The sequence below is a fragment of the Brevundimonas sp. genome, from assembly GCF_051858995.1.
Lineage (GTDB): Bacteria > Pseudomonadota > Alphaproteobacteria > Caulobacterales > Caulobacteraceae > Brevundimonas.
Genome location: NZ_JBHYGN010000004.1, coordinates 1 through 26,599 on the forward strand (window position 1 = coordinate 1; position 26,599 = coordinate 26,599).

General features: G+C 67.8%; 25 protein-coding genes, 1 tRNA gene and 1 other RNA gene. 10 read left to right on the top strand and 17 right to left on the bottom strand.

Annotation, left to right across the window (positions count from 1 at the left end; all coding sequences use genetic code 11):
* The first annotated feature begins 300 nt into the window (after positions 1-300).
* A complete protein-coding gene (locus ACTIEF_RS04135; protein ID WP_439470937.1) occupies positions 301-1,206 on the top strand; it encodes an SDR family NAD(P)-dependent oxidoreductase in 906 nt (301 codons plus the stop codon).
* 169 nt (positions 1,207-1,375) lie between these two features.
* Entirely contained in the window at positions 1,376-2,581 is a 1,206-nt protein-coding gene (locus tag ACTIEF_RS04140) for an acetyl-CoA C-acyltransferase (protein ID WP_439470938.1), read from the top strand.
* 171 nt (positions 2,582-2,752) lie between these two features.
* Here the strand turns inward: ACTIEF_RS04140 and ACTIEF_RS04145 are convergent, their stop codons facing one another.
* Positions 2,753-3,484 carry a helix-turn-helix transcriptional regulator gene (locus tag ACTIEF_RS04145; RefSeq protein ID WP_439470939.1) on the bottom strand — a complete coding sequence of 244 codons (732 nt, stop codon included), beginning with the start codon at positions 3,482-3,484 and terminating at the stop codon, positions 2,753-2,755.
* A gap of 103 nt (positions 3,485-3,587) precedes the next feature.
* Here ACTIEF_RS04145 and ACTIEF_RS04150 point away from each other — a divergent pair, with 103 nt between their 5' ends.
* Positions 3,588-4,202, top strand: coding sequence for a glutathione S-transferase family protein (locus ACTIEF_RS04150; protein WP_439470940.1), 615 nt, complete (start codon positions 3,588-3,590; stop codon positions 4,200-4,202).
* A 6-nt stretch (positions 4,203-4,208) separates the two neighbouring features.
* On the opposite strand, the gene ACTIEF_RS04155 is transcribed toward ACTIEF_RS04150, so the two are convergent.
* From ACTIEF_RS04155 to otsB, 3 genes are read right to left on the bottom strand one after another with little or no spacing between them, the layout of a single operon-like run.
* Complete coding sequence (locus ACTIEF_RS04155; RefSeq protein WP_439470941.1) at positions 4,209-5,639, bottom strand: alpha,alpha-trehalose-phosphate synthase (UDP-forming); 1,431 nt, start codon at positions 5,637-5,639, stop codon at positions 4,209-4,211.
* Positions 5,640-5,648: 9 nt separating this feature from the next.
* Positions 5,649-7,436: a glycoside hydrolase family 15 protein gene (locus tag ACTIEF_RS04160; protein WP_439470942.1), complete on the bottom strand. Its 1,788-nt coding sequence runs from the start codon at positions 7,434-7,436 to the stop codon at positions 5,649-5,651.
* A complete protein-coding gene (otsB, locus tag ACTIEF_RS04165) occupies positions 7,433-8,221 on the bottom strand; it encodes a trehalose-phosphatase (RefSeq protein WP_439470943.1) in 789 nt (262 codons plus the stop codon). The genes ACTIEF_RS04160 and otsB overlap by 4 nt, the downstream gene beginning before the upstream one ends.
* Before the next feature lie 125 nt (positions 8,222-8,346).
* Here otsB and ACTIEF_RS04170 point away from each other — a divergent pair, with 125 nt between their 5' ends.
* Entirely contained in the window at positions 8,347-9,339 is a 993-nt protein-coding gene (locus ACTIEF_RS04170) for a KpsF/GutQ family sugar-phosphate isomerase (RefSeq protein WP_439470944.1), read from the top strand.
* Positions 9,340-9,457: 118 nt separating this feature from the next.
* Here the strand turns inward: ACTIEF_RS04170 and ACTIEF_RS04175 are convergent, their stop codons facing one another.
* A complete protein-coding gene (locus ACTIEF_RS04175) occupies positions 9,458-10,042 on the bottom strand; it encodes a CAP domain-containing protein (protein ID WP_439470945.1) in 585 nt (194 codons plus the stop codon).
* Between the two features lie 64 nt (positions 10,043-10,106).
* Positions 10,107-10,670 carry a hemerythrin domain-containing protein gene (locus ACTIEF_RS04180; RefSeq protein ID WP_439470946.1) on the bottom strand — a complete coding sequence of 188 codons (564 nt, stop codon included), beginning with the start codon at positions 10,668-10,670 and terminating at the stop codon, positions 10,107-10,109.
* Between the two features lie 172 nt (positions 10,671-10,842).
* Here ACTIEF_RS04180 and ACTIEF_RS04185 point away from each other — a divergent pair, with 172 nt between their 5' ends.
* Entirely contained in the window at positions 10,843-11,220 is a 378-nt protein-coding gene (locus ACTIEF_RS04185; RefSeq protein WP_439470947.1) for a VOC family protein, read from the top strand.
* Positions 11,221-11,282: 62 nt separating this feature from the next.
* On the opposite strand, the gene ACTIEF_RS04190 is transcribed toward ACTIEF_RS04185, so the two are convergent.
* Positions 11,283-11,969, bottom strand: a complete 687-nt coding sequence (locus ACTIEF_RS04190; RefSeq protein WP_439470948.1) for a hypothetical protein — start codon at positions 11,967-11,969, stop codon at positions 11,283-11,285.
* 375 nt (positions 11,970-12,344) lie between these two features.
* On the opposite strand from ACTIEF_RS04190, the gene ACTIEF_RS04195 reads away from it, so the two are divergent.
* The 4 genes from ACTIEF_RS04195 to ACTIEF_RS04210 all read left to right on the top strand — a co-directional run bounded on the left by ACTIEF_RS04195 (position 12,345) and on the right by ACTIEF_RS04210 (position 17,773).
* Positions 12,345-13,550: an acetyl-CoA C-acetyltransferase gene (locus ACTIEF_RS04195; RefSeq protein ID WP_439470949.1), complete on the top strand. Its 1,206-nt coding sequence runs from the start codon at positions 12,345-12,347 to the stop codon at positions 13,548-13,550.
* A gap of 17 nt (positions 13,551-13,567) precedes the next feature.
* Complete coding sequence (locus ACTIEF_RS04200; protein WP_439470950.1) at positions 13,568-15,742, top strand: 3-hydroxyacyl-CoA dehydrogenase NAD-binding domain-containing protein; 2,175 nt, start codon at positions 13,568-13,570, stop codon at positions 15,740-15,742.
* Between the two features lie 253 nt (positions 15,743-15,995).
* Positions 15,996-17,651: an amidohydrolase gene (locus ACTIEF_RS04205; RefSeq protein WP_439470951.1), complete on the top strand. Its 1,656-nt coding sequence runs from the start codon at positions 15,996-15,998 to the stop codon at positions 17,649-17,651.
* 48 nt (positions 17,652-17,699) lie between these two features.
* Positions 17,700-17,773 (top strand) — tRNA-Gly (locus ACTIEF_RS04210).
* A 270-nt stretch (positions 17,774-18,043) separates the two neighbouring features.
* On the opposite strand, the gene ACTIEF_RS04215 is transcribed toward ACTIEF_RS04210, so the two are convergent.
* From ACTIEF_RS04215 to ACTIEF_RS04250, 8 genes are all read right to left on the bottom strand, one after another.
* Positions 18,044-19,030 carry a TraB/GumN family protein gene (locus ACTIEF_RS04215; protein ID WP_439470952.1) on the bottom strand — a complete coding sequence of 329 codons (987 nt, stop codon included), beginning with the start codon at positions 19,028-19,030 and terminating at the stop codon, positions 18,044-18,046.
* A 41-nt stretch (positions 19,031-19,071) separates the two neighbouring features.
* Positions 19,072-19,725: a hypothetical protein gene (locus tag ACTIEF_RS04220; protein ID WP_439470953.1), complete on the bottom strand. Its 654-nt coding sequence runs from the start codon at positions 19,723-19,725 to the stop codon at positions 19,072-19,074.
* 8 nt (positions 19,726-19,733) lie between these two features.
* A complete protein-coding gene (locus ACTIEF_RS04225; RefSeq protein ID WP_439470954.1) occupies positions 19,734-19,922 on the bottom strand; it encodes a helix-turn-helix transcriptional regulator in 189 nt (62 codons plus the stop codon).
* Between the two features lie 10 nt (positions 19,923-19,932).
* Positions 19,933-20,370: a hypothetical protein gene (locus ACTIEF_RS04230; protein WP_439470955.1), complete on the bottom strand. Its 438-nt coding sequence runs from the start codon at positions 20,368-20,370 to the stop codon at positions 19,933-19,935.
* 89 nt (positions 20,371-20,459) lie between these two features.
* A complete protein-coding gene (locus ACTIEF_RS04235) occupies positions 20,460-21,728 on the bottom strand; it encodes a DNA recombination protein RmuC (protein WP_439470956.1) in 1,269 nt (422 codons plus the stop codon).
* A 413-nt stretch (positions 21,729-22,141) separates the two neighbouring features.
* A complete protein-coding gene (gene recR / locus ACTIEF_RS04240; RefSeq protein WP_439470957.1) occupies positions 22,142-22,744 on the bottom strand; it encodes a recombination mediator RecR in 603 nt (200 codons plus the stop codon).
* Positions 22,744-23,121 (bottom strand): CPCC family cysteine-rich protein, encoded by a 378-nt coding sequence (locus ACTIEF_RS04245; protein WP_439470958.1) that lies wholly within the window; start codon positions 23,119-23,121, stop codon positions 22,744-22,746. The genes recR and ACTIEF_RS04245 overlap by 1 nt, the downstream gene beginning before the upstream one ends.
* Positions 23,121-23,450 (bottom strand): YbaB/EbfC family nucleoid-associated protein, encoded by a 330-nt coding sequence (locus ACTIEF_RS04250; RefSeq protein WP_439470959.1) that lies wholly within the window; start codon positions 23,448-23,450, stop codon positions 23,121-23,123. Before ACTIEF_RS04250 ends, ACTIEF_RS04245 begins: the two co-directional genes overlap by 1 nt.
* Positions 23,451-23,613: 163 nt before the next feature.
* Between ACTIEF_RS04250 and ACTIEF_RS04255 the strand changes: the two genes are divergently transcribed.
* On the top strand, positions 23,614-24,228 hold the full coding sequence (locus ACTIEF_RS04255; protein WP_439470960.1) for a malonic semialdehyde reductase: 615 nt from the start codon (positions 23,614-23,616) through the stop codon (positions 24,226-24,228).
* A 241-nt stretch (positions 24,229-24,469) separates the two neighbouring features.
* Here ACTIEF_RS04255 and ACTIEF_RS04260 read toward each other — a convergent pair whose 3' ends face one another.
* Together ACTIEF_RS04260 and ffs are read right to left on the bottom strand one after the other, a co-directional pair.
* Positions 24,470-26,323, bottom strand: coding sequence for a DNA polymerase III subunit gamma/tau (locus ACTIEF_RS04260; RefSeq protein ID WP_439470961.1), 1,854 nt, complete (start codon positions 26,321-26,323; stop codon positions 24,470-24,472).
* 178 nt (positions 26,324-26,501) lie between these two features.
* An RNA gene (ffs, locus tag ACTIEF_RS04265) (signal recognition particle sRNA small type) lies at positions 26,502-26,595 on the bottom strand.
* Positions 26,596-26,599: the final 4 nt, after the last annotated feature.

The window sequence follows — 26,599 nt, forward strand, 5'->3', positions numbered from 1 at the left end:
CGATGGTGTGGTAGCCGGCGTCGATCGCCCCATACCAACCATTCGGCTCGGCAGCCGCTGCGCCGGCTGCGAACAGCCCCGCAATCGCGACGCCGGCGAGAAGTTTCACCTTCATCTTTTCTCTCACACTCAAGGTTGCCCGAAAGCCCACGCTTACACGGGGCGCTCCCGGCACCTAACCACAATGTACCGTTCCGGTTCCTTAATCTGGCTCTGAATGCGGCGACTGTGGCGCCATTTCAACACATTGCCGCGACGGAACCCCTGCTAGGAGGGAGGTACAAAAGGGAGACGCTTCAGATGACGATGAGATTTGACGGCAAGGTAGCCATCGTGACCGGCGCCGGCGGCGGTCTGGGCCGCGAACACGCCCTCGCGCTCGCCAAACGTGGCGCAAAGGTGGTCGTCAACGATCTGGGCGGGGCCCGCGACGGCTCCGGCGCCTCCGCCACCGCCGCCGAGGCCGTGGTCGCCGAGATCGAGGCCCTGGGCGGTGAAGCCCTCGCCAACGCCGCCTCGGTCACCGACTACGCCGCGGTCGAGGCCATGGTGAAGGCCGCCATGGACAAGTGGGGCCGCGTCGACATCTTGGTGAACAACGCGGGCGTCCTGCGCGACAAGACCTTCGCCAAGATGGAGCTGGCCGACTTCCAGTTCGTCATGGACGTGCACCTGATGGGCGCTGTGAACTGCACCAAGGCGGTGTGGGAGATCATGCGAGCCCAGAACTATGGCCGCATCGTCATGACCACCTCCTCGTCGGGCCTGTACGGAAACTTCGGCCAGTCGAACTACGGCGCGGCCAAGATGGCGCTGGTCGGCTTCATGCAGACCCTGTCCATCGAGGGCGCCAAGAACGATATCCGCGTCAACTGTCTCGCTCCGACCGCCCACACCCGCATGACCGAGGATCTGGGCGCCGCCCTGCCGCTGGAAGCGCTGGGGCCGGAGCTGGTGTCGCCGGGCCTGCTGTATCTGGTCAGCGAGAACGCCCCCAGCCGCTGTATCCTCGCCGCCGGAGCCGGCGGCTTCGAGCGCGCCTATGTCACCCTCACCCAGGGCATCCACGCCGTCGGCGAGGACGCTCCGGAGCAGATCGAGGCCCGCTTCTCCGAGATCTCGGACCGGGCCGGCGAGATCATTCCCGAGATGGGCGCCGCCCAGGGCATGATCGAACTGACCAAGGCTCAAGCCGCTCACGCCTGATCCCAGCCCTGCCGCCGCGCCGCGCTTGCGTTGACGCGGCGGCAGGAGCCTAGGTTATGGAAATCGCCCGACCGGACGCAGAAGCCGGAGGGAACAGAGAAGGAAACCGCGCTCAAGCAGCGAGCGACCGCGTCGCGAGCGATAGCGCCCCAAAGAGAGAACATCGAAGATGTCCCGCGAAGCCGTCATCGTCTCCACCGCCCGCACCCCCATCGGCCGCGCCTATCGCGGGGCCTTCAACGACACCCAGGCCCAGCAACTGGGCGCCCATGCGGTGAAACACGCCGTGGCCCGCGCCGGGATCGAACTGGCCGAGGTCGAGGACGTGGTCATGGGCGCGGCCCTGCAGCAGGGCTCGACCGGCACCAATGTCGCCCGTCAGGTGGCGCTGGCCGCCGGCCTGCCGTCCACCGTCCCGGGCATGTCGCTGGATCGCCAGTGCGCCTCCGGCCTGATGGGCATCGCCACCGCCGCCAAACAGGTCGTCTTCGACCTGCAGAAGGTCGCCGTCGGCGGCGGTCTGGAAAGCATCTCGCTGGTCCAGAACCAGTATATGAACCTGTACCGCGGCAAGGACGAGGAGCTGCTGAAGCTCTCGCCGCACATGTACATGTCGATGCTGGAGACCGCCGAGGTGGTCGCCCGACGCTACGGCATCAGCCGCGACGCCCAGGACGAATACGCCCTGCAATCGCAGCAGCGCACCGCCGCCGCCCAGGCCGCAGGCAAGTTCGACGACGAGATCGTGCCGATGACCACCAACATGCTGGTGGTCGACAAGGCGACAGGCGAGACCTCCAAGAAGGAGATCACCCTGTCGAAGGATGAGGGCAACCGCGCCGACACGACGCTGGAAGGCCTGAAGTCGCTGAAGCCGGTGTTCGGCTCGGGCGAGGAGATCCAACAGGGCGAGTTCATCACCGCCGGCAACGCCAGCCAACTGTCGGACGGCGCCTCGGCCTGCGTGATCATGGAAGCCGGCGAAGCGGTGAAGCGCGGCCTGCAGCCGCTGGGCGCCTATCGCGGCATGGCCGTGGCCGGCTGCGAACCGGACGAGATGGGCATCGGCCCGGTCTACGCCGTGCCCAAGCTGCTGAAGCGCCACGGCCTGACCATGGACGACATCGGCATCTGGGAGCTGAACGAGGCCTTCGCCGTGCAGGTGCTCTACTGCCGCGACACCCTGGGCATTCCGAACGAACTGCTGAACGTCTCGGGCGGCGCCATCTCGATCGGCCACCCCTACGGCATGTCGGGCGCCCGGATGACCGGCCACGTCCTGATCGAAGGCAAGCGTCGCGGCGCCAAATACGGCGTGGTGACCATGTGCATCGGCGGCGGCATGGGCGCGGCGGGCCTGTTCGAGATTTATTGAGAACAGGTCCTCCCCTCGGGGGAGGTGGCGCGGCGCGTAGCGCCGTGACGGAGGGACGCAGGCGACAGCTGGACGCCCCTTTTTCACGTCAGGACCGAGTGCTGTTCCACCACCCCTCCACCATCCTCGCCTGCGGTTTCGGACGGTCCCCCTCCCCCGAGGGGGAGGAACCTACTTGTGCGGATCCGGCTTACCCGCCGCGATCCACGCCGCCTTCTCGGCATCCATCTTGGCCCGCCATTTCCCACGCAGGACGGCAGGGCGGCCGGGGTAGCGGTCTTCCAGGAACTCGGCGGTGACCACCCGGTCGGTGCGGAAGGTGCGAAAGTCGTCGCGCGTCTCGCACCAGCCGACCAGCAGCCGCGTCGTGTCGCGATAGCCGACCAGACAGGGCCAGATGACCCGCAGGGTCTCGCGCCCCTGTTCGTCCGCATAGTGGAGCCGCAGCTTGCGGCCCGCGTGGATCCAGGTGCGGACCTGGGCCATATCCAGCGCGTCAGCCTTGCGGGCGCTGTCCCACACCGGCGGCCCGGCGACGGCGGGCTCCAGCAGGACCGGACGCAGCCGCTCCGGCACGGTGGCCGCAATCTTGGCGATCAGGTCACGGGCGGCGCGGGACAGGGCCGGGTCCCCTCGCGAGGCCACCCATTGCGCCCCCAGCACCGCCGCCTCGATCTCGTCCGAGGTCAGCATCAGGGGCGGCATGTCGAACCCGCCCTCCAGCACATAGCCCAGCCCCGCCTCGCCCCGGATCGGCACCCGCTGGCCCATCAGGGTGGCGATGTCGCGGTAGATGGAGCGTTTCGACGTCTCCAGCTCGGCGGCGATGGCGTCCGCCGTCACGGGTTTGGACGAGCGCCGCAGCACCTGGATAATTTGAAAAAGGCGGTCCGCGCGTCTCATCACCAACCCCTAATGCACGGCTGCTGACAGCATGCTGGCAGCAGGGTGGCAGTAGATCAATCTCCATCGGCGGCGAGGGGCCGTCATCCTTTGGGAGATCATCATGCTGACGCTTTTTCACGCCCCGCAGTCGCGGTCGGGTCGCATCGTCTGGCTGATGGAAGAGATCGGCGCGCCCTATGAGATCGAATACGTCGACATCTTCCGCGCCCTGACCGGCACGGGTCGCGCCGACCGCAACAACCTGCACCCGGACGGCAAGGTCCCGGCCCTGCTGCATGACGGGGCTCTGGTCACCGAGTCCGCCGCCATCGCCCTGTATCTGACCGACCTTTTCCCGCAGGCCGATCTGGGCGCCCCGGTCGGCTCGCCCGAGCGGGCCGCCTATGTCACCTGGCTGGCCTGGACGGCGGGCGAGATGGAGCCCGCCTACTGGAGCAAGATCAGCGGTCAGGCCGACGCCGACCCGCTGGCCATGAAGCGCTATGAGCAGGCCAACGCCCGCATCCTGACCGCGCTGGAGCACGGCCCCTATCTGATGGGTCACCGGTTCACGGCGGTGGACGTCATGGTCGGCTCGGCCATGGCCTGGGGTCGCGACTTCGGGCCGAAGAGCGAACTGCTGGATCGCTGGCTGGAGCGGGTCAGCAACCGCCCCGCCAATCGCGCCGCCATGGGCAAGGATGGAACCCCTGCCCTGATCGCCGAGGTCGCCTGATTGACCTCAGGCCGCGTGGGCGGCGGGACCGTTCCCGTCGCCCGCATGGCCGTTGCCGGGGCGATCAATGGCCTGCAGGGCCGTGACGAAGGCGTCGCGCCACAGGCTGACGTCGGTGTCCTGCACCACCGTCATCAGGGCCTCCCACTTCCGGCGGCGTTCGACCAGCGGCATGTCCAGCGCCTTCTTGATGGCGTCGGACAGCTCCTCGCGGCTGAACGGATTGACCAGCAGGGCCTCGCCCATCTGCTCGGCGGCCCCGGCGAAACGGGACAGGACCAGCACGCCGGGATCGTCCGGATTCTGGGCCGCCACATACTCCTTGGCCACCAGGTTCATCCCGTCGCGCAGGGGCGTGACCAGCCCCACCCGCGCGGCGCGATAGATGCCCGCCAGCTGGTCCCGGCGATAGGTGCGGTTCAGATAGCGGATCGGCTGCCAGTCCATATCGGCGAACTCGCCGTTGATCCGGCCCGCCAGCGCGTCCAGCCGGGCGCGGATGTCCTGATAGGTATCCACCTCGTCGCGACTGATCGGCGTGACCTGCAGCAGGAAGACCTCGCCGCGCTTCTCCGGGTTGTCCTTGAGGAACTGGTCGTAGCCGCTGAGCCGCTCCTCCAGCCCCTTGGAGTAGTCCAGCCGGTCGACCCCGACCATCATCGACCGGAAGGCGGCCGAGGCCGACATCCGGTCATAGGTGCGTCGTCCGAGTACGGAGTTTCGCGCGGACATGAACTCTTCGACGTCGATGCCGATGGGGAAGACGCCGGTCTGGACGCTGCGCCCGAAGGCCTCCACCTGACCGTCCGGCGTGACCGTCCCCTTCTCCTCGACCTCGACGTAGCGCTGGAACAGCTCCATCCATTCGCGGGTGTGGAAGCCGATCAGGTCGTAGTCGAACATCGATTCCACCAGCCGACGATGGTGCGGCAGGGTCACCAGCAACTGGCGCGCGGGCCAGGGCGTGTGCAGGAAGAAGCCGATGCGGTTGGTGATCCCCCGCCGGCGCAGGTCCCGGGCCAGCGGGATCATGTGGTAGTCATGGATCCAGATGATGTCGTCCGGCTGGATCAACGGCGCCAGCACATCGGCGAAGCGGGCGTTGGTCCGCTCATACCCTTCGCCGTACGACCGCTCATAGGCGGCCAGATCGGTGCGGTGGTGGAACAGGGGCCATAGGGTCTTGTTGGCGTAGCCGTTGTAATATTCGTCGACGTCCTGCGCCTCGAGATCGACCAGGCCGACGGTGACGCCCGCCCGATCCTCGAACTTCAGCTCTCCGGTGAATTTCTCGACCGTCTCGCCCGACCAGCCGAACCACAGGCCGTCATACTTCCGCAGCGCCGCCGACAGGGCCATGGCCAGACCGCCCGCCGAACCCGAGGCGGGGTCTTTCGGGGCCGAGACCCGGTTGGAAACGACAATCAATCTACTCATGGGGCAGGCTCACCGGACATCCGTCCACGACCGGCTCAGCAGCACGGCGCAGTTGATGATGCCGACCAGCGAATAGGTCTGCGGATAGTTCCCCCACAGTTCGTCGTCGCCCAGCGAGATGTCCTCGCTGAGCAGGCCCGCGTGCGTGCGGCGGCTCAGCATCTGTTCGAAGATTTCGCGCGCTTCCTCGTCGCGGCCATTCTGGTGCAGGGCCTCGATGAACCAGAAGGTGCAGAAGTTGAACGCCGTCTCCGGCTCGCCGAAGTCGTCCGGCTCCACATAGCGGAACAGGTAGGGGCCCTTCTTCAAATCCCGTTCGATGGCGTCGAAGGTGGCGACCTGGCGCGGGTCCATGGCGTCGAGGAAGCCGAGGTCGGTCAACTGCAGCAAGCTGGCGTCCAGCTCGCGATTGCCGAAGCTGGCGGCGAACCGGCCCTCGTCAGGCAGGAAGGCCTCGGTCTCGATCCGCTGACGGATTTCATCGGCGCGGCCCCGCCAGACCTCGGCCCGCTCGGGCAGGCCCAGATGACCCGCCGCCTTGGCCAGGCGATCGCAGGCGGCCCAGCACATAACCGATGAATAGGTGTGCACCCGCGCGATGGTGCGGAACTCCCACAGCCCCGCATCGACCTGATCGTGCATGGCGTAGGCGCGTTCGCCGACCCGCTCCAGCGCGTGGAAGTCGTCGATGGTGCCGGGGCGCAGCAGGCGCTGGTCGTAGAAGGCCTGCACCAGCGGCAGGACGATCTGTCCGTAGACGTCGTGCTGCAGGTGCTCGCGCGCCTGGTTGCCGACGCGGACCGGCTTCATGCCGCGATAGCCAGCGACCGTCTCGGTGATCCGCTCGTCGATGTCCTCTTCCAGACCGACGCCATAGACCGGCTGCACATGGCCGCCGCCCGAGGCGTCGACCAGATTGCGCAGATAGCCGAGATAGTTCTCGAGGATGTCGACCGCGCCCAGCCGGTTCAGCGCCCGCACCACATAGTAGGCGTCGCGGATCCAGCAGTAGCGATAGTCCCAGTTGCGCCCGCTCTCGGGGAACTCGGGCACCGAAGTGGTCAGGGCCGCGACGATGGCCCCGGTCTCCTCATAGGCGCATAGCTTCAGGGTGATCGCCGCCCGGATCACCGCCTCCTGATAGTCCAGCGGCAGGTAGAGCTTGCGCACCCAGTCCTGCCAGTAGGCCACGGTGCGATCCAGCGCCGCCGCGACGCCCGGACCGACGTCCTGATCATAGCCCTCGTCCGGCCCCAGGAAGAAGGCGTGGGCCTTCTCCAGCCGGAAGGTCCGCTCGTTGATCACATGCGAGACCGGGCAGTCGGTGGTCAGGCGCAGGGTCACGTCCGTGCACAGATAGCGGATGTGGTTCGAACCGCTGGTCCGCTCGGCCCGGCGCGCGCCCCAGTCGGCGGAGGGGCGCAGGCGCACGCGGATGCGGGGCGAGCCCTCCAGCGGACGCACGATCCGGCCATAGGCCAGCGGACGATAGGTGCGGCTGTGCTTCGGGTGGCGGGGGCAGAAGTCGATGATCTCGACCATGGCCCCGTCCTCGTCGGTCAGGACCGTGCGCAGCACCGGGGTGTTGCGGATGTAGGCCTGGCTGATGTGCTTCAGCCCTTCCATCTCGATGTCCCAGAAGCCGTGCTCGGGATCGTCGCCGTCCATCAGGGCCGAGAAGACCGGGTCGCCGTCGACGCGGGGGGCGCAGGCCCAGACATAGCGACCGCGCCGGTCGATCAGGGCGCTGATTGAACAATTGCCAATGGGGGCGAGGTCGAGGTCCGGGCGGCTCATGCGTCGGCCTCCAGCTGTTCCAGCCAGTCCAGCACCGCCGTCACTCCGGTCAGGCTGTAGCGGGCGGCGGTCTCGCGCGGCGGACCGACCAGCACGCCGAAGCCGCCCAGTTCAGTCGCGGCTCTGAACCCGTCCTCGTCGGTCAGGTCGTCGCCCAGCATGACGGGCACGCCGTCCCTGAACGGCGCCTCCTGCATGAAGGCCTTCAGCGCCGTGCCCTTGCTGGCGCCGGGCGTCTTCAGTTCGATGACCATGTTGCCCGGCTGGAGCATCAGCCCCGTCTCGGCGGCCAGGCGACGGGTAAGGGCCTCGGCCTCCAGCGCCGCGGCGGGCGCGCCGCGATAGTGCAGGCCCGCGGCCACGGCCTTGTCCTCGACCACCACGCCGGGGCGGGTGCGGGCGAATTCCTCAAAGGCGGCGACGGCGTTGCGAACGCTCTCAGACGCCTCGGCCCGCAGGAAGGTCCCGTCGGCGCGACGCCGTTCCAGGCCGTGCACGCCGGACGCCGAGGCCATGCTGCGGTCGGAGATGCGGTCGATCTCGGCGACCGTCCGGCCACTGATGATCGCGACCCGACCGCCAAGGCGGGGCGCCAGTGCGGTCAGCACGGCGGTGCGCCGCGCCTCGGGTACGACGCCTTCGGGCGTGTCCGCGAACTCGGCCAGCACGCCGTCGAGATCGAGAAAGAGAGAAATCCGGTCCAGCCGCGCGGGTGGCGCGGGCAAACGCGGGATGGCGTCGACCACCGTGGTCACGGCGTCGAGAGTCAGATCAGACGTCCCCATGGCAATCCTAACGACCTCGGGACCGAAGGGTTTCCCCCAGCTTGGCTTTTTCTTCGCAGATGCAGCAAAGCGCCCGGATACGTTCCGTGTTGCCGAACCGCCCGCGATCCGCCAATTCCCCCGCCATGACCGAAGCCGCCCCCCTGCCCGCCGATCCCGCCGCCATGGTCGCCCGCGCCCGCGAGGTGATCGCGCTGAACGTCTCCGCCCTTCAGCAGCTGGAAGCCGCCATCGACGACAGCCTGGCCAAGGCGGTCGAGATCATCCTGTCGCGGCCCGGCTATCTGGTCGTCACCGGCATGGGCAAGTCGGGGCATATCGGCGGCAAGATCGCCGCCACCCTGGCCTCGACCGGCACCAACGCCTTCTTCGTCCACCCGGCGGAGATGAGCCACGGCGACCTGGGCATGCTGCGCAAGGACGTCACCCTGCTGGCCATCTCCAACTCGGGCGAGAGCCGCGAGCTGCGTGATCCGCTGATCTATTGCCAGCGCGAGGGCATTCCGGTCATCGGCATCACCCAGCGTCCGAACAGCTTCCTCGGTCGGTCGTCGGCGGTCTGCCTGACCCTGCCGAACGCGCCGGAGGCCCATCCGGACGGCCTGGCCCCGACCACCTCCACCCTGATGACCCTGGCCATGGGCGATGCGCTCGCCATGGTCCTGACCGAGCGCCGGGGCTTCACGGCGGAAGACTTCGGCCTGCACCATCCGGGCGGCAAGCTGGGCATGAGCCTGCAGAGCGTGCGCGACTGGATGGGCGACCGCCCGCCGGCCCCAGCCACCGTGACCCTGACCGCGACCTTCGCCGAGGTCGTCTCGGCCATCACCGAGGGCCGCAAGGGCGCCGCCGCCGTGATCAAGGCCGACGGCACGCTGGCGGGCATCGTCACCGACGGCGACGTCCGCCGGGCCTTCGCGCGCGGCGACCTGACCGGCCTGACCGCCGCCGACGTCATGAGCCCGAAGCCCAAGGTCATCGATCCGAACGCCCGCATGAGCGACGCCATCGACCTGATGACCCAGAACAAGATCGCCACCCTGCTGATCGTCGAGAACGACCGCCCGGCGGCCATCGTCCACATCGCCGAGCTGATGCAGGCGGGGTATGTGAGCTAGCGAGTGGCTAGTGGCTAGTGGCTGGTGGCTAGTGGCTGGCCACCATCCTGCGACAGCGCCGTTGGCGTCGCCCTTCCGCAACCAGCGAATCCAGAAACACTAGCCACTAGCCACTCCTTCAATACGCCCTCATCCCGTCCACATTCCCCGGCGGTGAATAGCGGCAGGCCAGCACCGACCGGTCCCCCCGGCGCACCACCGCGCAGCCGACGTGCGTCGTCCGGCTCCAGATCAGCTGGGTGTAGTGGCCCACGACGGTCCAGTCGCCGGTGCGGCTGACCGCCGGGAAGGTCCCGTGGCGATACTGCGCCTTCTCGGCGATCCATTCCGCGACCATCTCCTCGGGCGTCCAGCGACGGTCGCCCCAACCGGTCCACAGGTTTTCTCCATGACCGTGCGGAGCCGGATCATGGGCGAAGCTGTTGGTGTCCAGCAGACGCTCGGCCCAGACCCGCGCCTCCCGCTCCAGCCCCTCGTCCCAGATCAGCGGCGCCGACCCTACCCGCGCCCGCTCTGCGTTGTGGGCGCGCAGCACTCGCGCCTCGATGGCGTCCGACGGCTGGCCATCACGCGGCGGGGCCACCGGCTGGATTTCCCGCGCACGGGGATCAGCCTGCCGGATGTGCACCGGGTCCGGCGCCGCGCAGCCGGACGTGGCGGACAGGGTCGTGACGGCGAAGACGAGACAGGCGAGGCGGCGCATCGGAACTCCGGTTCGGGCGGACCGGGTCAAAGCGTATGCCGCCGCCTCGCGTTCCCGCCAGAGCTTAGCGCTCCAGCGGAACCCCCTGGCCATCCATCGGCTCGTCGGTCAGGGCGCTCTCGACGTCGTCACCCTCCATGGTCCGGGTCTCGGCGGGCTTGCCGGCCTGGAACTCCTCCATGGCGCTCATCTTGCGGGCGCGCATGCGGTCCGCGAGTTCGTCCATGTCCAGACCGGCGTCGCGGGCCTGGCTGAACATGCCCTCGACCCGCTGCTCCTCTTCCTTGACGTGGTGCTCGATCATCTCGGACAGCACCTTGACCTTGGCGTCATAGAAGTCCTCGTCCGGGCTCCCCGCCTCGATCTCGTTGATTAGCATCTTGGCCGAGTCGTGCTCGACATAGCTCTCGTCCAGCAGGTCATCCTCGATCCGTCCACGACAGGCCGGATAGAAAATCTCTTCCTCAATGGCGGTATGGACCTTCAGCTCCAGACAGGCCTGTTCGGCCAGCTTGCGCTTGCGGTCACGGCTGGTCGCCTTCTCGAACGCCTCGAAGATCTCCTCCACCTTTCGGTGATCGGCCTTCAGCATGGCGATGGCGTCCATCTCTTCATACGACTGAGCCATGGTGTCCTCCTGTGCAATGGCTGCGAGCCCCGGAAAGGCGAGGCGCGCCGCTGCGTTCCAAAGGTCAAGCTAGCTGAGAGTCGTTCGCTCGAATTCGCCCCTCCGGGCGTCGGAGAGCCGACACAACAGGCTGTTTCGCGCGTTCCGAAGCGGACACAGCAGGATTATCGCCATGCTCGACCACATCGGCCTCGACGTCACCGACATCGCCCGCTCCCGCGCCTTCTACGAACAGGCGCTGGCCCCGCTGGGCTATGCGGTCGTGCAGGTCATCGAGGAGGGCGGGACCACCGTCGTCATGTTCGGCGTGGACGGCCAGATCGACTTCGTCATCGCCGACAAGGACCGCCCCGGCGAGGCCAACCATATCGCCTTCCGCGCACAGACCCGGGCTCTGGTCGACGCCTTCCACGCGGCGGCGTTGGCGGCGGGCGGCCGCGACCACGGCGGGCCGGGCCTGCGTCCCGCGTACGGCGAGACCTACTATGCGGCCTTCGTCTTCGATCCGGACGGGTTCAATGTCGAGGCGGTGTGCCACGCGGCGGGGTGACCCGACACTCCCGACACTTCCAACCTTGCCAAATCGTGGTACCGGAACCTGTCTTCCCGAGACTATTCTCGCGCATCAGCACCTGGCTGCTGCTGGGGCGGTCCCTGAGGCTCGTTTAAGTTCAGCGCATTCTGAACAGGCTCCGGCGTGTGCCCGATCCAGTGAAGCCAGTTTACGTCCCTATTAGTCTCAATCTCCTGCTCAGAGATGAGGAACGTCACGCGCAGAAAAGAACAGCCCCTAAACGTACAGTTTCGCAAGAATATTCCATTGATCGGCAAATCCCCGTCGCGCAACGCTATGGCATCGCAGTGGGGAGAACGCCCCTCAGCAACTGAATTCCCAGAAACGAGAAGCACGTTAGAGGGGCCAATGATCTCACAGTCGATAAAGGTCTTACCCTCGATTACTGGATGGGATGGCAGGACAAATTCGCTGAGGTAGATTCTTTTGGCCTCAAATGTTTTCGCGAGAGGGTCAACCATCCCTCCGCGCAACATCATCGTATTATCGTACTTAGTTCGAACCCATTTCGCCCTTGATGAGGCGAAGAGCCAATAAGAAACCGACACAACCAGCCCACCACATATCCCGGCTCCGACCCACGAAAACGGTGCATACGCAGACAGCAATTCGGCAGCCTTGGCGGCCCAAGCGGTCAGTGCAAACGCTCCAAGCCAGATGCCAATTTGAACGAAATTCCCAAGCCCCGACCAAACGAAGCTGACCACTTTTTGAATGCTGCCCATGACGACACCGTCGTCAGATTCCAACGTTCTTTGCAAGCTGCCCTAGTCACCCATTCTGCGAAGAAGTGCACGTCGTTGCGATCGCTCCCATGAGCCCCGCTCTGCCTCCGCTCTGAGAAGCGACACGACCAATCCTGACGCACTCCCCCGCTAAACTCCCCTCTCAACCCGACAGGGAGGCTCGAGATGGCAGGGTTTCCGCATTTTTCGCTGACAGGGTCATCCACCCCTTTCGCAGACGTGACCACAGGCATACTTGACGTTGACGTAAACGTACGCTTTCTGACGCCCAAGTTTCAATTCTGCACCCGCATCCCCTCATGCAGCGAGGCGCCGCGCGCCGAGCGGTAGGGGAAACCAAGAAAGAGACCTTCCATGGCCGACGCCTATATCTACGACGCCGTGCGCACCCCGCGCGGCAAGGGCAAGAAGGACGGCTCGCTGCACGAGATCACCGCCCTGTCGCTGGCGACCCAGGTGCTGGAAGCCCTGCGGGACCGCAACGATCTGGACACCTCCAAGGTGGACGACGTGATCCTCGGCTGCGTCTCGCCGGTGGGCGAGCAGGGCTCGGACATCGCCCGCACCGCCGTGCTGAGCGCGGGCTGGGCCCAGACGACCGCGGGCGTGCAGATCAACCGCTTCTGCGCCTCGGGCCTGGAAGCCGTGAACATGGCGGCCGCGAAGGTGAAGGCCGGTGAGGCCGACTTCGCCGTCGGCGGCGGCATCGAGGCGATGAGCCGCGTGCCCATGGGTTCGGACGGCGGCGCCTGGCCGATCGACCCGACCTCGGCCTTCCCGACCTATTTCGTGCCGCAAGGCGTCTCGGCCGACATGATCGCGTCGAAATACGGCTTCAGCCGCGACGACGTGGACGCCTATTCGGTCGAAAGCCACAAGCGCGCCGCCAGGAGCTGGGCCGAGGGCCGCTTCGCCAAATCGGTCATCCCGGTGAAGGACCAGCTGGGCCTGATCCGTCTGGACCGTGACGAGACCATCCGTCCGAACGCCGACATGCAGACCATGGGCGCGCTGAACCCGTCCTTCGCCCAGATGGGTGAGTTCGCCTTCGACGCCGTGATCAACCAGCGCTACCCCGAGGTCGAGCGCGTGAACCACGTGCACACCCCCGGCAACTCGTCGGGCATCGTGGACGGTTCGGCCGGCGTGCTGATCGGCTCGCTGGAAGCCGGCAAGGCCCTGGGCCTGAAGCCGCGCGCCCGCATCAAGGGCGCCGCCTCGATCGGCTCGGAGCCGTCGATCATGCTGACCGGTCCGGAGTTCGTGACCCAGAAGCTGCTCGGCAAGCTGGGCATGACCACCGCCGACATCGACGTGTGGGAGCTGAACGAAGCCTTCGCCGCCGTGGTGCTGCGCTACATGCAGGCGCTGAACATCCCACACGACAAGATCAATGTGAACGGCGGCGGCATCTCGATGGGCCACCCGCTCGGCGCCACCGGCGCCATGATCACCGGCATCGCCCTGGACGAGCTGGAGCGCTCGAACAAGGAAACTGCCCTGATCACCCTGTGCATCGGCGGCGGCATGGGCACCGCCACCGTCATCGAACGCGTCTGATCCGAGGGAATAGAACCATGGAAAACTTCAAGATCGACGTGGATGCCGACGGCATCGCCCTGATCACCTTCGACGTCCCGGGACGCTCGATGAACACCCTGACCGGTTCGGTGATGAACGAAATCCCTGAGTGGGTCGAACGCATCAAGACCGACGACGCCATCAAGGGCGCGGTCCTGACCTCGGGCAAGGCGAGCGGCTTCTGCGCCGGCGCCGACCTGGGCGACATCGCCGGCGGCATGATCGGCGGGACCAGCCTGCAGGACGCGTTCGACGCGGGCTGGAAGATGAACGGCGCCCTGCGCGCGCTGGAAACCTGCGGCAAGCCGGTGGCCGCGGCCATCAACGGTCTGGCGCTCGGCGGCGGCCTCGAGCTGACGCTGGCCTGCCACTACCGCGTGGTGGCCGATGACTCGAAGATCCAGCTGGGCCTGCCCGAGATCAAGGTCGGCCTGTTCCCCGGCGGCGGCGGCACCCAGCGCCTGACGCGCCTGATCGGCGTGCAGAACGCCCTGATGGCGATGAGCGAAGGCAAGCCCTGGCGCCCGAACGACGCCAAGGGCGCGGGCGTCGTCCACGAAGTCGTGGCCAAGGGCACGGAAGTCGACGCCGCCAAGGCCTGGATCAATGGCGGCGGCAAGGCGGCCCAGCCGTGGGACGACAAGTCCTTCAAACTGCCCGGCGGCGGCCCCTATCACCCGGCGGGCGTGCAGACCTTCATCGTCGGCAACGCCATGCTGCGCAAGCAGTCCTACGGCAACTACCCGGCCGTGCTGAACCTGATGAAGGCCGTCTATGAGGGCGTTCAGGTTCCGATGGACGCCGCCCTGCGCATCGAGACCCGCTACTTCATCAAGACCCTGATGACGCCGCAGGCCCAGGCCATGATCCGCTCGCTGTTCCTGTCCAAGCAGGAACTCGACAAGGGCGCCGTCCGCCCGGCGGGTGTGCCCAAGTCGGACCCGAAGAAGGTCACCGTTCTGGGCGCCGGCATGATGGGCGCGGGCATCGCCTATGTGCAGGCCCTGGCCGGCATCGAGACCATCCTGATCGACCAGACCCAGGAAGCCGCCGACAAGGGCAAGGCCCACGTCGAGGAACTGCTGAAGAAGCGCCTGTCGCGCGGCGCGATCACTCAGGAGAAGTTCGACGCCCTGCTGGCCTCCGTCACCGCGACCACCGACTATGACCTGATCAAGGGCTCGGACCTGGTCATCGAGGCCGTATTCGAGAACCGCGAGATCAAGGCGGACGTCACCAGGCGCGCCGAAGCCCAGCTGGAGCCGGGCGCCATCTTCGGTTCGAACACCTCGACCCTGCCGATCACCGGTCTGGCCGAGGCTTCGGTCCGTCCCGAGGACTTCATCGGCATCCACTTCTTCTCGCCCGTCGACAAGATGATGCTGGTCGAGGTGATCCTAGGTGAAAAGACCGGCGAGGCGGCCATCGCCAAGTCGCTGGACTACATCCTCAAGATCAAGAAGACCCCGATCGTCGTGAACGACGGCCGCGGCTTCTACACCTCGCGCTGCTTCGCCACCTACGTCGCCGAAGGCCTGGCGATGCTGGAGGAAGGCTACGCGCCGGCCCTGATCGACAATATCGGTCGCATGACCGGCATGCCGCGCGGCCCGCTGGAAATGCACGACGACGTCGCGCTGGACCTGTCGGTCAAGGTCGCCAAACAGACCGCTCTGGATCTCGGCGACGCCTATGTGCCGCTGCAGGGCGCCGAGATCGTCCGCAAGATGGTCGAGGACCTGGGTCGCTACGGCCGCAAGAACGGCAAGGGCTTCTACGACTACGACAGCAAGCCCAAGAAGCTGTGGGCCGGTCTGTCGGAGCTGGCTCCGGTGACGATCAATGACTCGACCCCGGAACTGGTCGCCGACCAGAAGGAACGCCTGCTGTACCGTCAGGCCGTCGAAGTCGCGAAATGCTGGGACGAGGGCGTGATCAGCGACCCGCGTGAAGCCGACGTCGGCGCCATCCTGGCCTGGGGCTTCGCGCCCTGGACCGGCGGCCCGATCACCTTCATCGACCAGACCGGCCTGAAGGCCTTCGTGGCCAAGGCGGACGAATACGCCGAACGCTACGGCGACCGCTTCAAGGTCCCGCAGTTCCTGCGCGACATGGCCGCCAAGGGCGAGACCTTCTACGGAAACTTCGAAGGCAAGAAGGCGGCGGCGTAAGCCACCGTCAGATCACTCCGGACGACGCGCCAGCGGCGATCCGGACGGATTGGGGGGATGCCGGAAACGGCGTCCCCCTTTCCAATTCCGCTACGTCCGCTTTTGACGCATCGGCGGTGCATACTTCCCCGGTGGACTGGGGCCGGCGGACCGGGGAAAGTGGACAATGTGGACGAAGTGGACGGTGTTCGGCGGGCTTGACCTCTCCCCGCCCCGGTTCCACCCCTTGAGCCTCTTCACAGGAGCTTCGCCGATGATCCGCGCCGCCTTCCTCGCCCTGTTGCTCACGGGAACCGCCGCCTCGGCTCAGGCGCAGGACCTGCTGATCCGGGGCGGCCCCATCTACACCGGCGTCGACGCCGCCCCCACCGCCGAGGTGGTTCAGGTGCGCGGCGGACGGATCGCCTATGTCGGCGCCGCCGCGGGTGCGCCGGATGCTGCGGGCCTGACGGTCGTGGATCTGAAGGGCGCGGCCATGTTCCCCGGCTTCACCGACGGCCACGCCCATCTGGACGGCGTCGGCTGGCGCGAACTGACCCTCAATCTCGAAGGCTCCCCCTCGGTGGCCGAGGCGATGGCGCGGCTGGCCGACTGGGCGCGGACACACCCGGACGGGCCAATCATCGGGCGCGGCTGGATCGAGACCCATTGGCCGGAAGGCCGCTTCCTGACCGCCGCCGATCTGGACGCCGCCGCCCCGGGGCGGGTGGTCCTGCTCAGCCGCGCCGACGGTCACGCGGTCGTCGCCTCGAGCGCCGCCCTGATCGCCGCCGGTATCGACGACTCGACCGTCGCGCCGACCGGCGGCGAAATCCTCAAGGGAGCGGACGGCCAGCCCACCGGCCTTCTGGTCGACGCCGCCGAGCAACTGGTTTCGCGCCTGATGCCACAGGCCGATCCCGTCGCCACGCGTGAGGCCTATCGCGCCGGCTTCCGCGTCGAGGCCGCCTACGGCTGGACGGGCATCCACTTCATGAGCGCCCCGTGGCGCGACATCCCCCTGCTGGAGCAGATGGCCGAGGCGGGCGAGGCGCCCCTGCGGATCTACAACAGCGTCACGCCCGACGGCGCCGCCGAGCTGATCGCGGGCGGGCCCCGCAGCGTGGCGGACGGGCGGATCATCACCCGGGCGATCAAATACTACGCCGACGGGGCGCTGGGCTCGCGCGGCGCGGCCCTGTTCGCCCCCTACGCCGACCGGCCCGACACCACCGGCCTCATGCAGATCACCGAACAGGAAATTGTCCCCCTCTACGAGGCGGCGCTGAAGGGCGGCATCCAGGTGGCCACCCACGCCATCGGCGACCGGGGCAACGCCTCGGTGGCGGAGTGGTATGCCGAGGCCCTTGAGGCCGTGCCCGCGCCCCAGCGCCCGAACGGCGCCGATGTGCGCTGGCGGATCGAGCATGCCCAGATCGTGCGACCGTCCGATTATCACTGGTTCCGCGACCTGCCGATCATCGCCTCGATGCAGCCCAGCCACGCCATCGGCGACCTGCATTTCGCTCCGGCCCGGCTGGGCGACGCGCGGCTGGACGGCGCCTATGCCTGGCACAGCCTGAGCGACCTCGGCGTCGTCGTGGTCGGCGGCTCTGACGCGCCGGTCGAACGGGGCGCGCCGCTGATCGAATTCTACGCCGCCGTCGCCCGCCGCGACCTGCCCGGCTTCCAAGGTCCGGACTGGCGTCCGAACGAGGCGGTGGACCGCGCCACCGCCCTGAAGATGTTCACCCTGTGGCCCGCTTACGCCAGCTTCCGCGAGGCCGAGCTGGGCACCATCGAGGTCGGCAAGCGCGCCGACTTCACCGCCTTCAGCGTCAATCTGATGACCGCCCCCTTCGCCGACATCCCCCGCGGTCACGCCACCCTGACGGTGGTCGATGGAAAGGTGGTTTATCGCGCCGACTGAAGACGTCTTGAGGTCCGACGCCGTTGGCCCTAAGTCAGGGGCGGCTCCGCGGGCATGATGTAGTGGTAGCCTGAAAGCTTCCCAAGCTTTTCGTGCGGGTTCGATTCCCGCTGCCCGCTCCAGCCTCCCCCTCAGCTCTCCGTCGGAGCCGTACGGCTGTAGGTCCGGTAGGTCTCGCCGCCGATGGCCGCGAAGGGCTTGAGGACCAGCCCCTCGCCGCGCCACAGGTCACGCCTTCGCGGCGAGCGGCCAGCAAGGCCGCCGCCGAGACCGGCGCGTCCCCCGGCTCGACCGGGAACAGCACCAAAGGCCCCGTCATCAGAGCGACCATCTCCGGGCGGGCTCTCCGCGGGGGTCGGAAATCACACCGTGCGATCGGGGGCGGCAGCCCCTCAGTGCACCCGTTCGGCGCGGACGCCGCGGCGGGCGAGGATGGCCTGGACGCTGTCCGGACCGGCCAGGTGGGCGGCGCCGACGGCGATGAAGGCGGCGCCCGAACCGTCCAGCAGGGTCTGGATCTGACCGGCCCAGTTGGTGTTCCGATCGACCAGCAGGGCGCGGTAGATGCCCGGGGACTCCCGGCGCATCTCGGTCACGGCGGAGCGTTCGATCGCGCGGACGTCGCCCCGCGACCAGTCGTTGACCAGAGCGTCCAGCTCGACCGTGGCGTCGTCATAGCCGTCCAGCACGCCGCGCAGAAAGGCGAGCTGCTGAGCCTCTGGCATGCCGGCGAGGATGCGGACCTGTTCGTCGATAGTCTCGAAGCCATGGACCGGCTTGCCGGCGGCCTCGGCGCGGGCCTTGAGGACCAGCTCGACGCCCGACTTGGGATCGTAGCCCGCCTTGACCAGCGGGGCGACCGAGAGGGTCAGGCCCGCCAGCCAGGGACGGAAGATGTTCATCTGGGCCGCCGGCACCCCGATGGCGTTGGCGGCCTCGGTCAGCTGGGTGTTCTCCGACGCCGACAGCAGGGTGTTCAGCGGGCGATCGGCGGCGACGCCGTGCTGCTGGACCAGCGGCAGGATGGCCGCCTGATCGTCGGGATTGGAGATCTCGAGCCAGACCTGGTCGGCGTTGTCGAAGGCGGCCTCGACCTCGGCCCAGCGCCAGATGGTCTGGGGCCGCAGGACGTGGATGGTGCCGAACAGATAGATGGTCGAGTCCGCGTCGCGGATGACCCAGAGCGCCGGGCCGGCTTCAGCGGCCGGGACCGAGGCGACGGCGACCGGCGCGGGCGTCGGGGCGATCCCGGCGTTGCGGGCCAGGGCTTCGGCCGGCTGGAAAGCCACGACGGCGGCGATGCCCAGCCCCAGCACCGCGCCCATCAGGTTAGGGCCGGTGAAGGCGACGGAGGACTTGAGGCGCGAGACGAGGGTCACGAAGGCGATCTCCTGAAGGGAGGTGGGAGAAGGAGGACGGGTCAGGCGAGGCCGCGCCGGACGGTCACGATCATGGACACGACCAGATAGACGGCCATCAGGACGACATAGATGTCCCAGGCGGTGAGCGCCGGGGCGGCGCCGAGGCGCTCGGCGGCGGCCCAGAGGAAGAGCACCCCCTGCCCGACCCAGAAAGTCAGGGCGCCGGCCTCAATGACCACGCGGCGGAACAGCTCATCGACCGAGCGGTACAGGCGCAGGTTCAGCGCCGTATGCACGACCAGCAGCAGGGCGATGAGGGCGAGGGAAGCGGTCACCGGCAGGCCGACGCCCGACAGGACGATGGGCAGGATCATGATGATCGCCGACAGGCCGAGAATGGCGGACTGGGCGCGCACCTCGCGGACCTCGCCGTCGCCGGCGGGGCCTTCGAGCTTGAGGATGCGACCCAGGCTGGGGCGGTTGAAGGAGGTGACGAAGGTGCCGAGGCAGGCGACCAGCAGGCCGAGAGCCACGATGCCGCCGACCGCGTCGCCCCAGCGGAGCGCCGAGAGGTCAGGCCCCAGACCGGGGAAATGGTCGGCGGCAAGGCGGCCGACGCCATAGCCCAGGACGCCGAAGACGACGCCCGAGAGGAGGGCCTTGGCCAGATGACGGGCCCACTCGGGCAGGGACGCGGGGGAGAGGCCGGACATGACGGCTCCTATTCCGAGAAGATGGATTCGATGGGCTGTTCGAAGACCTTGGCGATCTTGAAGGCCAGCGGCAGGGAGGGGTCATAGCGACCCGTCTCCAGCGCATTGACGGTCTGGCGGGAGACGCCGAGGGCGTCGGCCAGATCGGCCTGGCTCCAGTTGCGCTCGGCGCGAAGGACCTTGAGACGATTGTTCATGACGGCTCCCTCACTGGCGCTTGCCCCACCAGGCGGCCCAGGCGACGCCGTAGCCGATGATCATGCAGGTCATCATCAGGAACATGCCGATGGCCAGCAACTCATTGGCGCTGAAGTCATCAATACGCTCCTGCTCGCGGACCAGGGCGGTCAGCAACAGGGTGGCGCCAACGGCCATGCCGGAGCAGCCGCCCCACCACCAGGCCCATTTGTGCGCCTCCTGGGCGGCCTCATCGATGCCGCGCCACCACTGGACGCAGATCAGCATGGCCAGCCCCATGGCGACGCCAGTGGTCAGCAGGGTCAGGCCCAGGCCGAGCAGGCCGGGCATGGCGCCGAAGATCTGGCTGCCGACGCCCGCCAGCAGCCCCACAGCGCCGGCCATGGCCATGCGGACCGCGAATGCGCCCGGACCTCGAGCTGGTAGGATGGACTTACGGTTGGCCATGACAAGCTCCCCTGTCTGATTGACAAGTGTGTTTTACAACACCCGGAGCTAATGTCAAGCGCCCTTGTCAATTAGACGTCAAGACTTGTCTATGCGTCATCCGCAAGGCTAAGGCGAGCGCTTTCCGTCAGTTCGGGACGGCTGAGCGTGCGCGGGGCCTGCTCGACCGGGGGCAACTCGGGGATATCCTTGCCCTCGTGGTCAACCTGCAGATCCTCGAAGCGACGGGCCGACACCATGACTTGGCTCTCGAGCGAGCCGACGAACTGGTTGTATCGGCCGACGGCGGCCTCGAGCGCCTTGCCGACGGAAGCGGCGTGACCGCCCATGACCGACAGGCGCCTGTAGAGCTCCTTGCCGAGCCTGGCGACGTCCTCGGCGTTCTTGGCCTGCTCCTCGGCGCGCCAGCCGTAGGCGACGGCCTTGCACAGGGCGAACAGCGTGGTCGGGGTGACGATGACCACGCGCGAGGCCATGGCGTCAGTCAGCAGGTCCGGTTCGCGGTCGAGGGCGGCGGACAGGAAGGCGTCGCCGGGCACGAACAGGGCGACGAAGTCCGGACTGGGCTTGAACTGGTCCTGATAGGCCTTGGACGCCAGCTGACGCATGTGGGTCTTGAGGCTGGCGGCGATGCGGACCGAGCGGGCGTGGGCGCGGGTCTCCTCATCGCCCTGATCGGTGCTGTCGTCGAAGGCGAGCGGCACCTTGGCGTCGATGACGAACATGCCGCCGCCCGGCAGGCGGACGATGAAGTCGGGACGTTGCTGGCGACCTTCGTCATTGGCGGAGGAGTTCTGCTCCTCGAAATCGAAGCGCCCGGCCATGCCGGCGGCTTCCAGGACATTGCGGCAGGTCTGCTCGCCCCAGCGGCCGCGACGGCCGGTGTTGCCGCGCAGGGCCTCAGTCAGCTTGCGGGCCTCATCGCGGGTGGCGCTGGAGGCCGTCATCAGCTGGGCCAACTGCTCCTTGAGACCGCCGGTCTCCTCGGCGCGGGCCTTCTCAAGGGCGGCGACCTGTTCCTGGAAGAGCTTGAGGGTGTCCGCGACCGGCTTGAGCTGCGCGTCCATCCGCTGCTGGGCCAGAAGCTCGCGGTTGCGGAAGGTCTCGTCGGTGCGCTTGAGCATCTCGTCGGCGGCAGTCCGGGCCGACTCGGCGGCCTGGGCGCGGAGGAGCTCGGCCTGGGTCGCGGCCATGTCCTCGGCGTGATGGAGCCGGGCCTCGGTGGCGGCGAAGCGCTGGGACAGGTCCCAGGCCCGCGCGTCGGCGGCGGCGGCGCGCCTGCGCTCCATCAACGCCCATGCGAGCGCGATCAGGGCGACAATGGCGGCGGCGAGGAAGGCGACGAGCGAAGCGTTCATGCTCCGTTCCTTATCCGGAGTCGGCGGCGACGCACAGGCCGGAGCCGATCTGGCGCACGAGGCGCGCACTCAATTATTTTTCGAGTGCACTTTAGTGGACATTTCACATGACGGGGCGGGGCTGGAAGGAGCGGAGACCGGTCATGGCGCCAGTATGAACCGGCCCTCCGTCATTTTTGGACGTACGCCAGAAGAAAACGGCGGCCCCGAACTGAACCGCCGTCCCGAAACCTGAGCGGGTGAAACTCACGGGCGTCGGGACGAGTGACGCGGTAGGACGCCTGGGCCTCGGAACAGATGATGCAGGCGTCACGTTCCGGGGGGCCTGGAACCCTAAGGACAATCTCAACCTTAACGATAAACGGGCAAAGAAAGACTCGTTTTCCGACAGGACGAATTTCGTCTGGACCGGATCAGGCCGGACGGCGCGCCCTGAGGGCCTGGACGATGGTGCCGTCGTCCAGCCAGTCGAGCTCGCCACCGACGGGGACGCCCCGGGCGAGGCTGGTGATAGCGACGCCGTCGCCGGTCAGGCGCTCGGCGATGTAGTGGGCTGTGGTCTGGCCATCGACGGTGGCGGGCAGGGCCAGGACGACCTCCCTGGCCTCGCCGCCCCGGACACGCCCAACCAGTTCGGCGATGCGCAGGGCCTCGGGGCCGACGCCGTCCAGCGCCGACAGCAGGCCGCCCAGCACATGGTATTTGCCGCGGAAGGCGCCGGAGCGCTCCATGGCCCACAGGGCGCCGGCCTCCTCGACCACGCAGATCAGGGCGTTGTCGCGCGCGCCGTCCGAACAGATCGAGCAGGGATTGCGGGTGTCCGGCGCGCCGCAGACGCTGCAGGAGGAGACCTTCTCGGCCGTTTCCGCCAGCGAGGCGGCCAGTGGGACGAGCAGTTGCTCGCGCTTCTTCAGCAGGGCCAGGGCGGCGCGGCGGGCCGAGCGCGGGCCCATACCGGGCAGCTTGGCCAGCAGGCTGATCAGGCGTTCGATTTCAGGTCCCGCGGAAGCGGCCATCAGGATTTCAGCCAGTAGGGCGCGCCGGGCTCGGCGCCGGCGGCGTGAAGATAGTCAGAGGCGGCGCCCGGCGGCAGGGCCCCGGCGAGATCGCGCCGGGATTCCCACGGACGCCAGGCCGGATCCGGCGCCTCGGCCTCGGTCGGCGCGCGGACACGGGCGGTGAAGCGGGGATCGCTGAAGCCCGAGCTGATGAAATAGAGCTGGGCCTCGGCCAGGCTGACGGCGTTGGCGCCGCCGCGCAGGAGGGGTGACGCCATCTGCACGGGATCGTCCTCCCACCAGCAGACGGGACAGACTTCATAGCCGCCCGCTCCGCCCTCAGGGAGGGTGCGGTAGCCGCAGCATGCGCAGGTGGCCCCCTCCCCCAGGCGCATCAGAAGAGCTTTGGCATTCCGGGGATATTCATGCCCGCCATCGGTCCGGCCGCCTCGCGCATGAGGGCGGCGTTGACCTCGTCCAGCCGCCGCTTGGCGTCGGCGTGGGCGGCGACGATCAGATCGGCCAGGATCTCGGCCTCGCCGGGAACCATCAGGCTGTCGTCGATGGTGACAGCGGTGATGTCGCCGGGGCCTTTCAGGGCGATGGTCACAAGGCCGCCGCCGGACGTGCCGGAGGCCGCGGTTTCAGCCATCTTGGCCTGAGCATCCTGCAGCCTTTGCTGCATCTGCTGAGCCTGCTGCATGAGGGCGTTCAAATCTTTCATGCGCCCTAGATAAGCGGTTCGCGCGCGCCGCGACAGGGGGTCGCGAAATCATCAAACGCCGATCCGCAACAGATTTTGTTGCAGACCCCTTGGCGCCGCATCCGCGCCCTCCCATTTAGCATCCACTGCTGTTGCAGTTATCTATTTCGGAGGGATCACCCCAATGGCTTTTGACGCTCAAACCACCCGCGACGCCCCGCTGTCCGACGCCGCCCTCGCCCAATTGTTCACCGAAGCGCGCACGCGCAACGGCTGGACCGACCGCCCCGTGCCCGAGGCCCTGATCCGCAAGCTGTACGACCTGACCAAATTCGGGCCGACGGCGGTGAACGCCACCCCCGCCCGCTTCGTCTTCGTGACCTCGCCGGAGGCCAAGGCTCGCCTCGTGCCGCTGATGAGCGAAGGCAACCAGGCCAAGACCGCCCAGGCGCCGGTCACCGTGATCATCGCCCAGGACATCGACTTCCACGAACACCTGCCGACCCTGTTCCCCCACGCTCCGGGCGCGAAGGACTGGTTCGCCGACGAGACCGGTCGCCGCGAGGCCGCCTTCCGCAACAGCTCGCTGCAGGGCGGCTACCTGACCATCGCCGCGCGGGCTCTGGGTCTGGACGTCGGCCCGATGTCGGGCTTCGACGCCGCCGGGGTGAAGTCCGAGTTCTTCCCGGACTCCAACGTCGAGCCGAACTTCATCATGAACATCGGCTACGGCAGCGACGACAACCTGTTCCCCCGCTCGCCGAGGCTGGCGTTCGAGGAAGCCTCGCAGATCCTCTAGGGATCAAGTCGAGGTCCCTTGTCATCCCGGCCGAAGCGAAGCGGAGAGCCGGGACGGCGGTCCACCAGTGCTTCCCCTCCCGGAAATCGCGAAGCGGTTATCCGGGAGACGGCCGGCTATCGCGCGATCTTCAACCCGCCTCCCGGATAGCTGCTGACGCAGCTTCCGGGAGTTTCGCGTTTATGCGGGCCAGCGTCCCGGATTGCCGCTGCGCGCCGTCCGGGATGACAAGGCGCCGAACTCAGTCGTCGGCGTCGTCCGCCTCATCGGGGATCACCGGCATCTCCACCGGCGCGGCCGTCTTGCGGATTTCGCCGATCTTCGCGCCCGGGAAGGCTTCCATGATGGCCTTCACGAAGGGATCGGCCTCGACCTCGGCGCGCTCTTCGGCCCGCTTGCGGCGGTCGATCTCGATGATGGTCTCGCCGCCGCCCTGACCATTGGCGGCGATCAGCCAGGTGCGGCCCGTCCATTCCTTGAGGCGGCCGGACAGGCGGCGGGCGAGGTCGATGGGCGCGCCCTGCACGCTCTCATAGGTGATAGCTCCGGGCTTGAAGGCGACCGGGCGGACGAAGCGTTGCACGTCCATCTGCAGCCCGACTTCGCGCTTCTCGCCGATCAGGGCGACGACCTGTTCGAAGGTCTGCGGATCGGGCAGGGCCGGGGCGGCCATGACGCGGGGGGCGAGTTGGGCCGAGGCGCCGCCGCCCCCACCGCCGCCGCCGCGCGGGGCGGAGCCGCCACCAACGGGGTCGCCTTCGCGCAGGGCCTTGAGCGCCTCTTCCGGCCCGGGCAGATCGGCGGCGTAGGCCAGACGGACGATGGCCATCTCGACCGCGTCGGCGGGATTGGGCGCGCGCCGGACCTCGTCCAGCGCCTTGAGCAGCATCTGCCAGACCCGACCGAGCGTGCCCGCCGAGATGACCGCGCCCAGCGCCGTCAACTTCTGGGCCTGATCATTGGGCAGGCGGGTGGCGTTCGGCCCCAGCATCTTGGCCACCGAGGCGGCGTGGCAATGCTCCAGCAGGTCGTTGGTGATCTGCACCGGGTCGGCGCCGTAGCCGTAGAGGGTGCGGAACAGCTCCAGCGCCTCGGGCGTGCGGCCCGCCATGATCGCCTCGAACAGGGCGATGGTCTGGGTGCGGTCGGCCAGACCCAGCATGTCGCGCACGGTCTCGGTCTTCACCGTCTCGCCGCGCTCGGCCTGGACCAGGGCCTGATCCAGCAGCGACAGGCCGTCGCGGACCGAGCCTTCGGCCGCGCGGGAGATCAGGGCCAGGGCCTCCTGCTCGATCTTCATGCCCTCGCGGTCGGCGACCCGGCCGAGGTGCTCGATGAGGATTTCCGGCTCGACCCGGCGCAGGTCGAAGCGCTGGCAGCGGCTGAGGATGGTCACCGGGACCTTGCGGATCTCGGTGGTGGCGAAGATGAATTTGGCGTGGGGCGGCGGCTCTTCCAGCGTCTTCAGCAGGGCGTTGAACGCCTGCGTCGACAGCATGTGGACCTCGTCGAGGACGTAGACCTTGTAGCGCGCCTCGACCGGGGCGTAGCGGACGCTCTCGAGGATGTCGCGGATGTCGTTGACGCCGGTGTGCGAGGCGGCGTCCATCTCCATGACGTCCATGTGCTGGCCGGCCATAATGGCGGCGTCGTGCACGCCGTTGGCCGAGAGCTCCAGCGACGGGCGGTCGATGACGTCGGTCTCGTTGTTCAGGGCGCGGGCCAGCAGACGGGCCGTGGTCGTCTTGCCGACCCCCCGCACGCCGGTCAGCATGAAGGCGTGGGCGATGCGGCCCGTGGCGAAGGCGTTGGTCAGGGTGCGCACCATCGCCTCCTGACCGATCAGGTCCTCGAAGGTGCGCGGGCGGTATTTGCGGGCCAGAACGGTGTAGGCCTCGCCGTCGCTCTCGACCGGTTCAGCGGCGGGCGTCGGTTTGGGCGCGGCGGAGGGGACCGGCGCGGGCGCAGGCTCGGGTTCCGGCGCTGGGGCGGGCGCGCCGAACATGTCGTCGGTATTGGGGTCGCGTTCTTCGACCGCCTCGGGGGCGTCCTCGTCCCACGGGGGGCCGTCGAGATTGGGGTCGATATCGCTCATACGCCTGTCTTAGCGTGACGGCGGCCCGGGGCGAAGGGTTTGTGGAAGGGAGTTGTGGGCGGTCTGACGCCCCTCCACCGCGCTACGCGCGGTCCCCCTCCCCCGAGGGGGAGGAATGCGACCGCGCTCAAGCAGCGAGCGACCGCGTCGCGAGCGTTAGTGCACTTAAAATGTGGGAAAGGGTGGAGACCGCGACCCGAAGGGGAATTCGTTGTGGCTGCTGCCTTCCGGCCCTGACCAGATTGGCGAAGCCTTCGCCCGCGATCTCCGAGTTGG

Excerpts from the sequence above, each read along its gene's own strand:
- ACTIEF_RS04145 (WP_439470939.1), bottom strand. The coding sequence starts at position 3,484 with ATGAGACGCGCGGACCGCCTTTTTCAAATTATCCAGGTGCTGCGGCGC.
- ACTIEF_RS04150 (WP_439470940.1), top strand. The coding sequence starts at position 3,588 with ATGCTGACGCTTTTTCACGCCCCGCAGTCGCGGTCGGGTCGCATCGTC.
- ACTIEF_RS04260 (WP_439470961.1), bottom strand. The coding sequence starts at position 26,323 with ATGAGCGATATCGACCCCAATCTCGACGGCCCCCCGTGGGACGAGGAC.
- ACTIEF_RS04140 (WP_439470938.1), top strand. The coding sequence starts at position 1,376 with ATGTCCCGCGAAGCCGTCATCGTCTCCACCGCCCGCACCCCCATCGGC.
- ACTIEF_RS04205 (WP_439470951.1), top strand. The coding sequence starts at position 15,996 with ATGATCCGCGCCGCCTTCCTCGCCCTGTTGCTCACGGGAACCGCCGCC.
- ACTIEF_RS04235 (WP_439470956.1), bottom strand. The coding sequence starts at position 21,728 with ATGAACGCTTCGCTCGTCGCCTTCCTCGCCGCCGCCATTGTCGCCCTG.
- ACTIEF_RS04185 (WP_439470947.1), top strand. The coding sequence starts at position 10,843 with ATGCTCGACCACATCGGCCTCGACGTCACCGACATCGCCCGCTCCCGC.
- ACTIEF_RS04245 (WP_439470958.1), bottom strand. The coding sequence starts at position 23,121 with ATGCGCCTGGGGGAGGGGGCCACCTGCGCATGCTGCGGCTACCGCACC.
- ACTIEF_RS04225 (WP_439470954.1), bottom strand. The coding sequence starts at position 19,922 with ATGAACAATCGTCTCAAGGTCCTTCGCGCCGAGCGCAACTGGAGCCAG.
- ACTIEF_RS04200 (WP_439470950.1), top strand. The coding sequence starts at position 13,568 with ATGGAAAACTTCAAGATCGACGTGGATGCCGACGGCATCGCCCTGATC.
- ACTIEF_RS04190 (WP_439470948.1), bottom strand. The coding sequence starts at position 11,969 with ATGGGCAGCATTCAAAAAGTGGTCAGCTTCGTTTGGTCGGGGCTTGGG.
- ACTIEF_RS04195 (WP_439470949.1), top strand. The coding sequence starts at position 12,345 with ATGGCCGACGCCTATATCTACGACGCCGTGCGCACCCCGCGCGGCAAG.
- otsB (WP_439470943.1), bottom strand. The coding sequence starts at position 8,221 with ATGGGGACGTCTGATCTGACTCTCGACGCCGTGACCACGGTGGTCGAC.
- recR (WP_439470957.1), bottom strand. The coding sequence starts at position 22,744 with ATGGCCGCTTCCGCGGGACCTGAAATCGAACGCCTGATCAGCCTGCTG.
- ACTIEF_RS04175 (WP_439470945.1), bottom strand. The coding sequence starts at position 10,042 with ATGCGCCGCCTCGCCTGTCTCGTCTTCGCCGTCACGACCCTGTCCGCC.
- ACTIEF_RS04255 (WP_439470960.1), top strand. The coding sequence starts at position 23,614 with ATGGCTTTTGACGCTCAAACCACCCGCGACGCCCCGCTGTCCGACGCC.
- ACTIEF_RS04170 (WP_439470944.1), top strand. The coding sequence starts at position 8,347 with ATGACCGAAGCCGCCCCCCTGCCCGCCGATCCCGCCGCCATGGTCGCC.
- ACTIEF_RS04180 (WP_439470946.1), bottom strand. The coding sequence starts at position 10,670 with ATGGCTCAGTCGTATGAAGAGATGGACGCCATCGCCATGCTGAAGGCC.
- ACTIEF_RS04160 (WP_439470942.1), bottom strand. The coding sequence starts at position 7,436 with ATGAGCCGCCCGGACCTCGACCTCGCCCCCATTGGCAATTGTTCAATC.
- ACTIEF_RS04230 (WP_439470955.1), bottom strand. The coding sequence starts at position 20,370 with ATGGCCAACCGTAAGTCCATCCTACCAGCTCGAGGTCCGGGCGCATTC.
- ACTIEF_RS04135 (WP_439470937.1), top strand. The coding sequence starts at position 301 with ATGACGATGAGATTTGACGGCAAGGTAGCCATCGTGACCGGCGCCGGC.
- ACTIEF_RS04220 (WP_439470953.1), bottom strand. The coding sequence starts at position 19,725 with ATGTCCGGCCTCTCCCCCGCGTCCCTGCCCGAGTGGGCCCGTCATCTG.
- ACTIEF_RS04155 (WP_439470941.1), bottom strand. The coding sequence starts at position 5,639 with ATGAGTAGATTGATTGTCGTTTCCAACCGGGTCTCGGCCCCGAAAGAC.
- ACTIEF_RS04250 (WP_439470959.1), bottom strand. The coding sequence starts at position 23,450 with ATGAAAGATTTGAACGCCCTCATGCAGCAGGCTCAGCAGATGCAGCAA.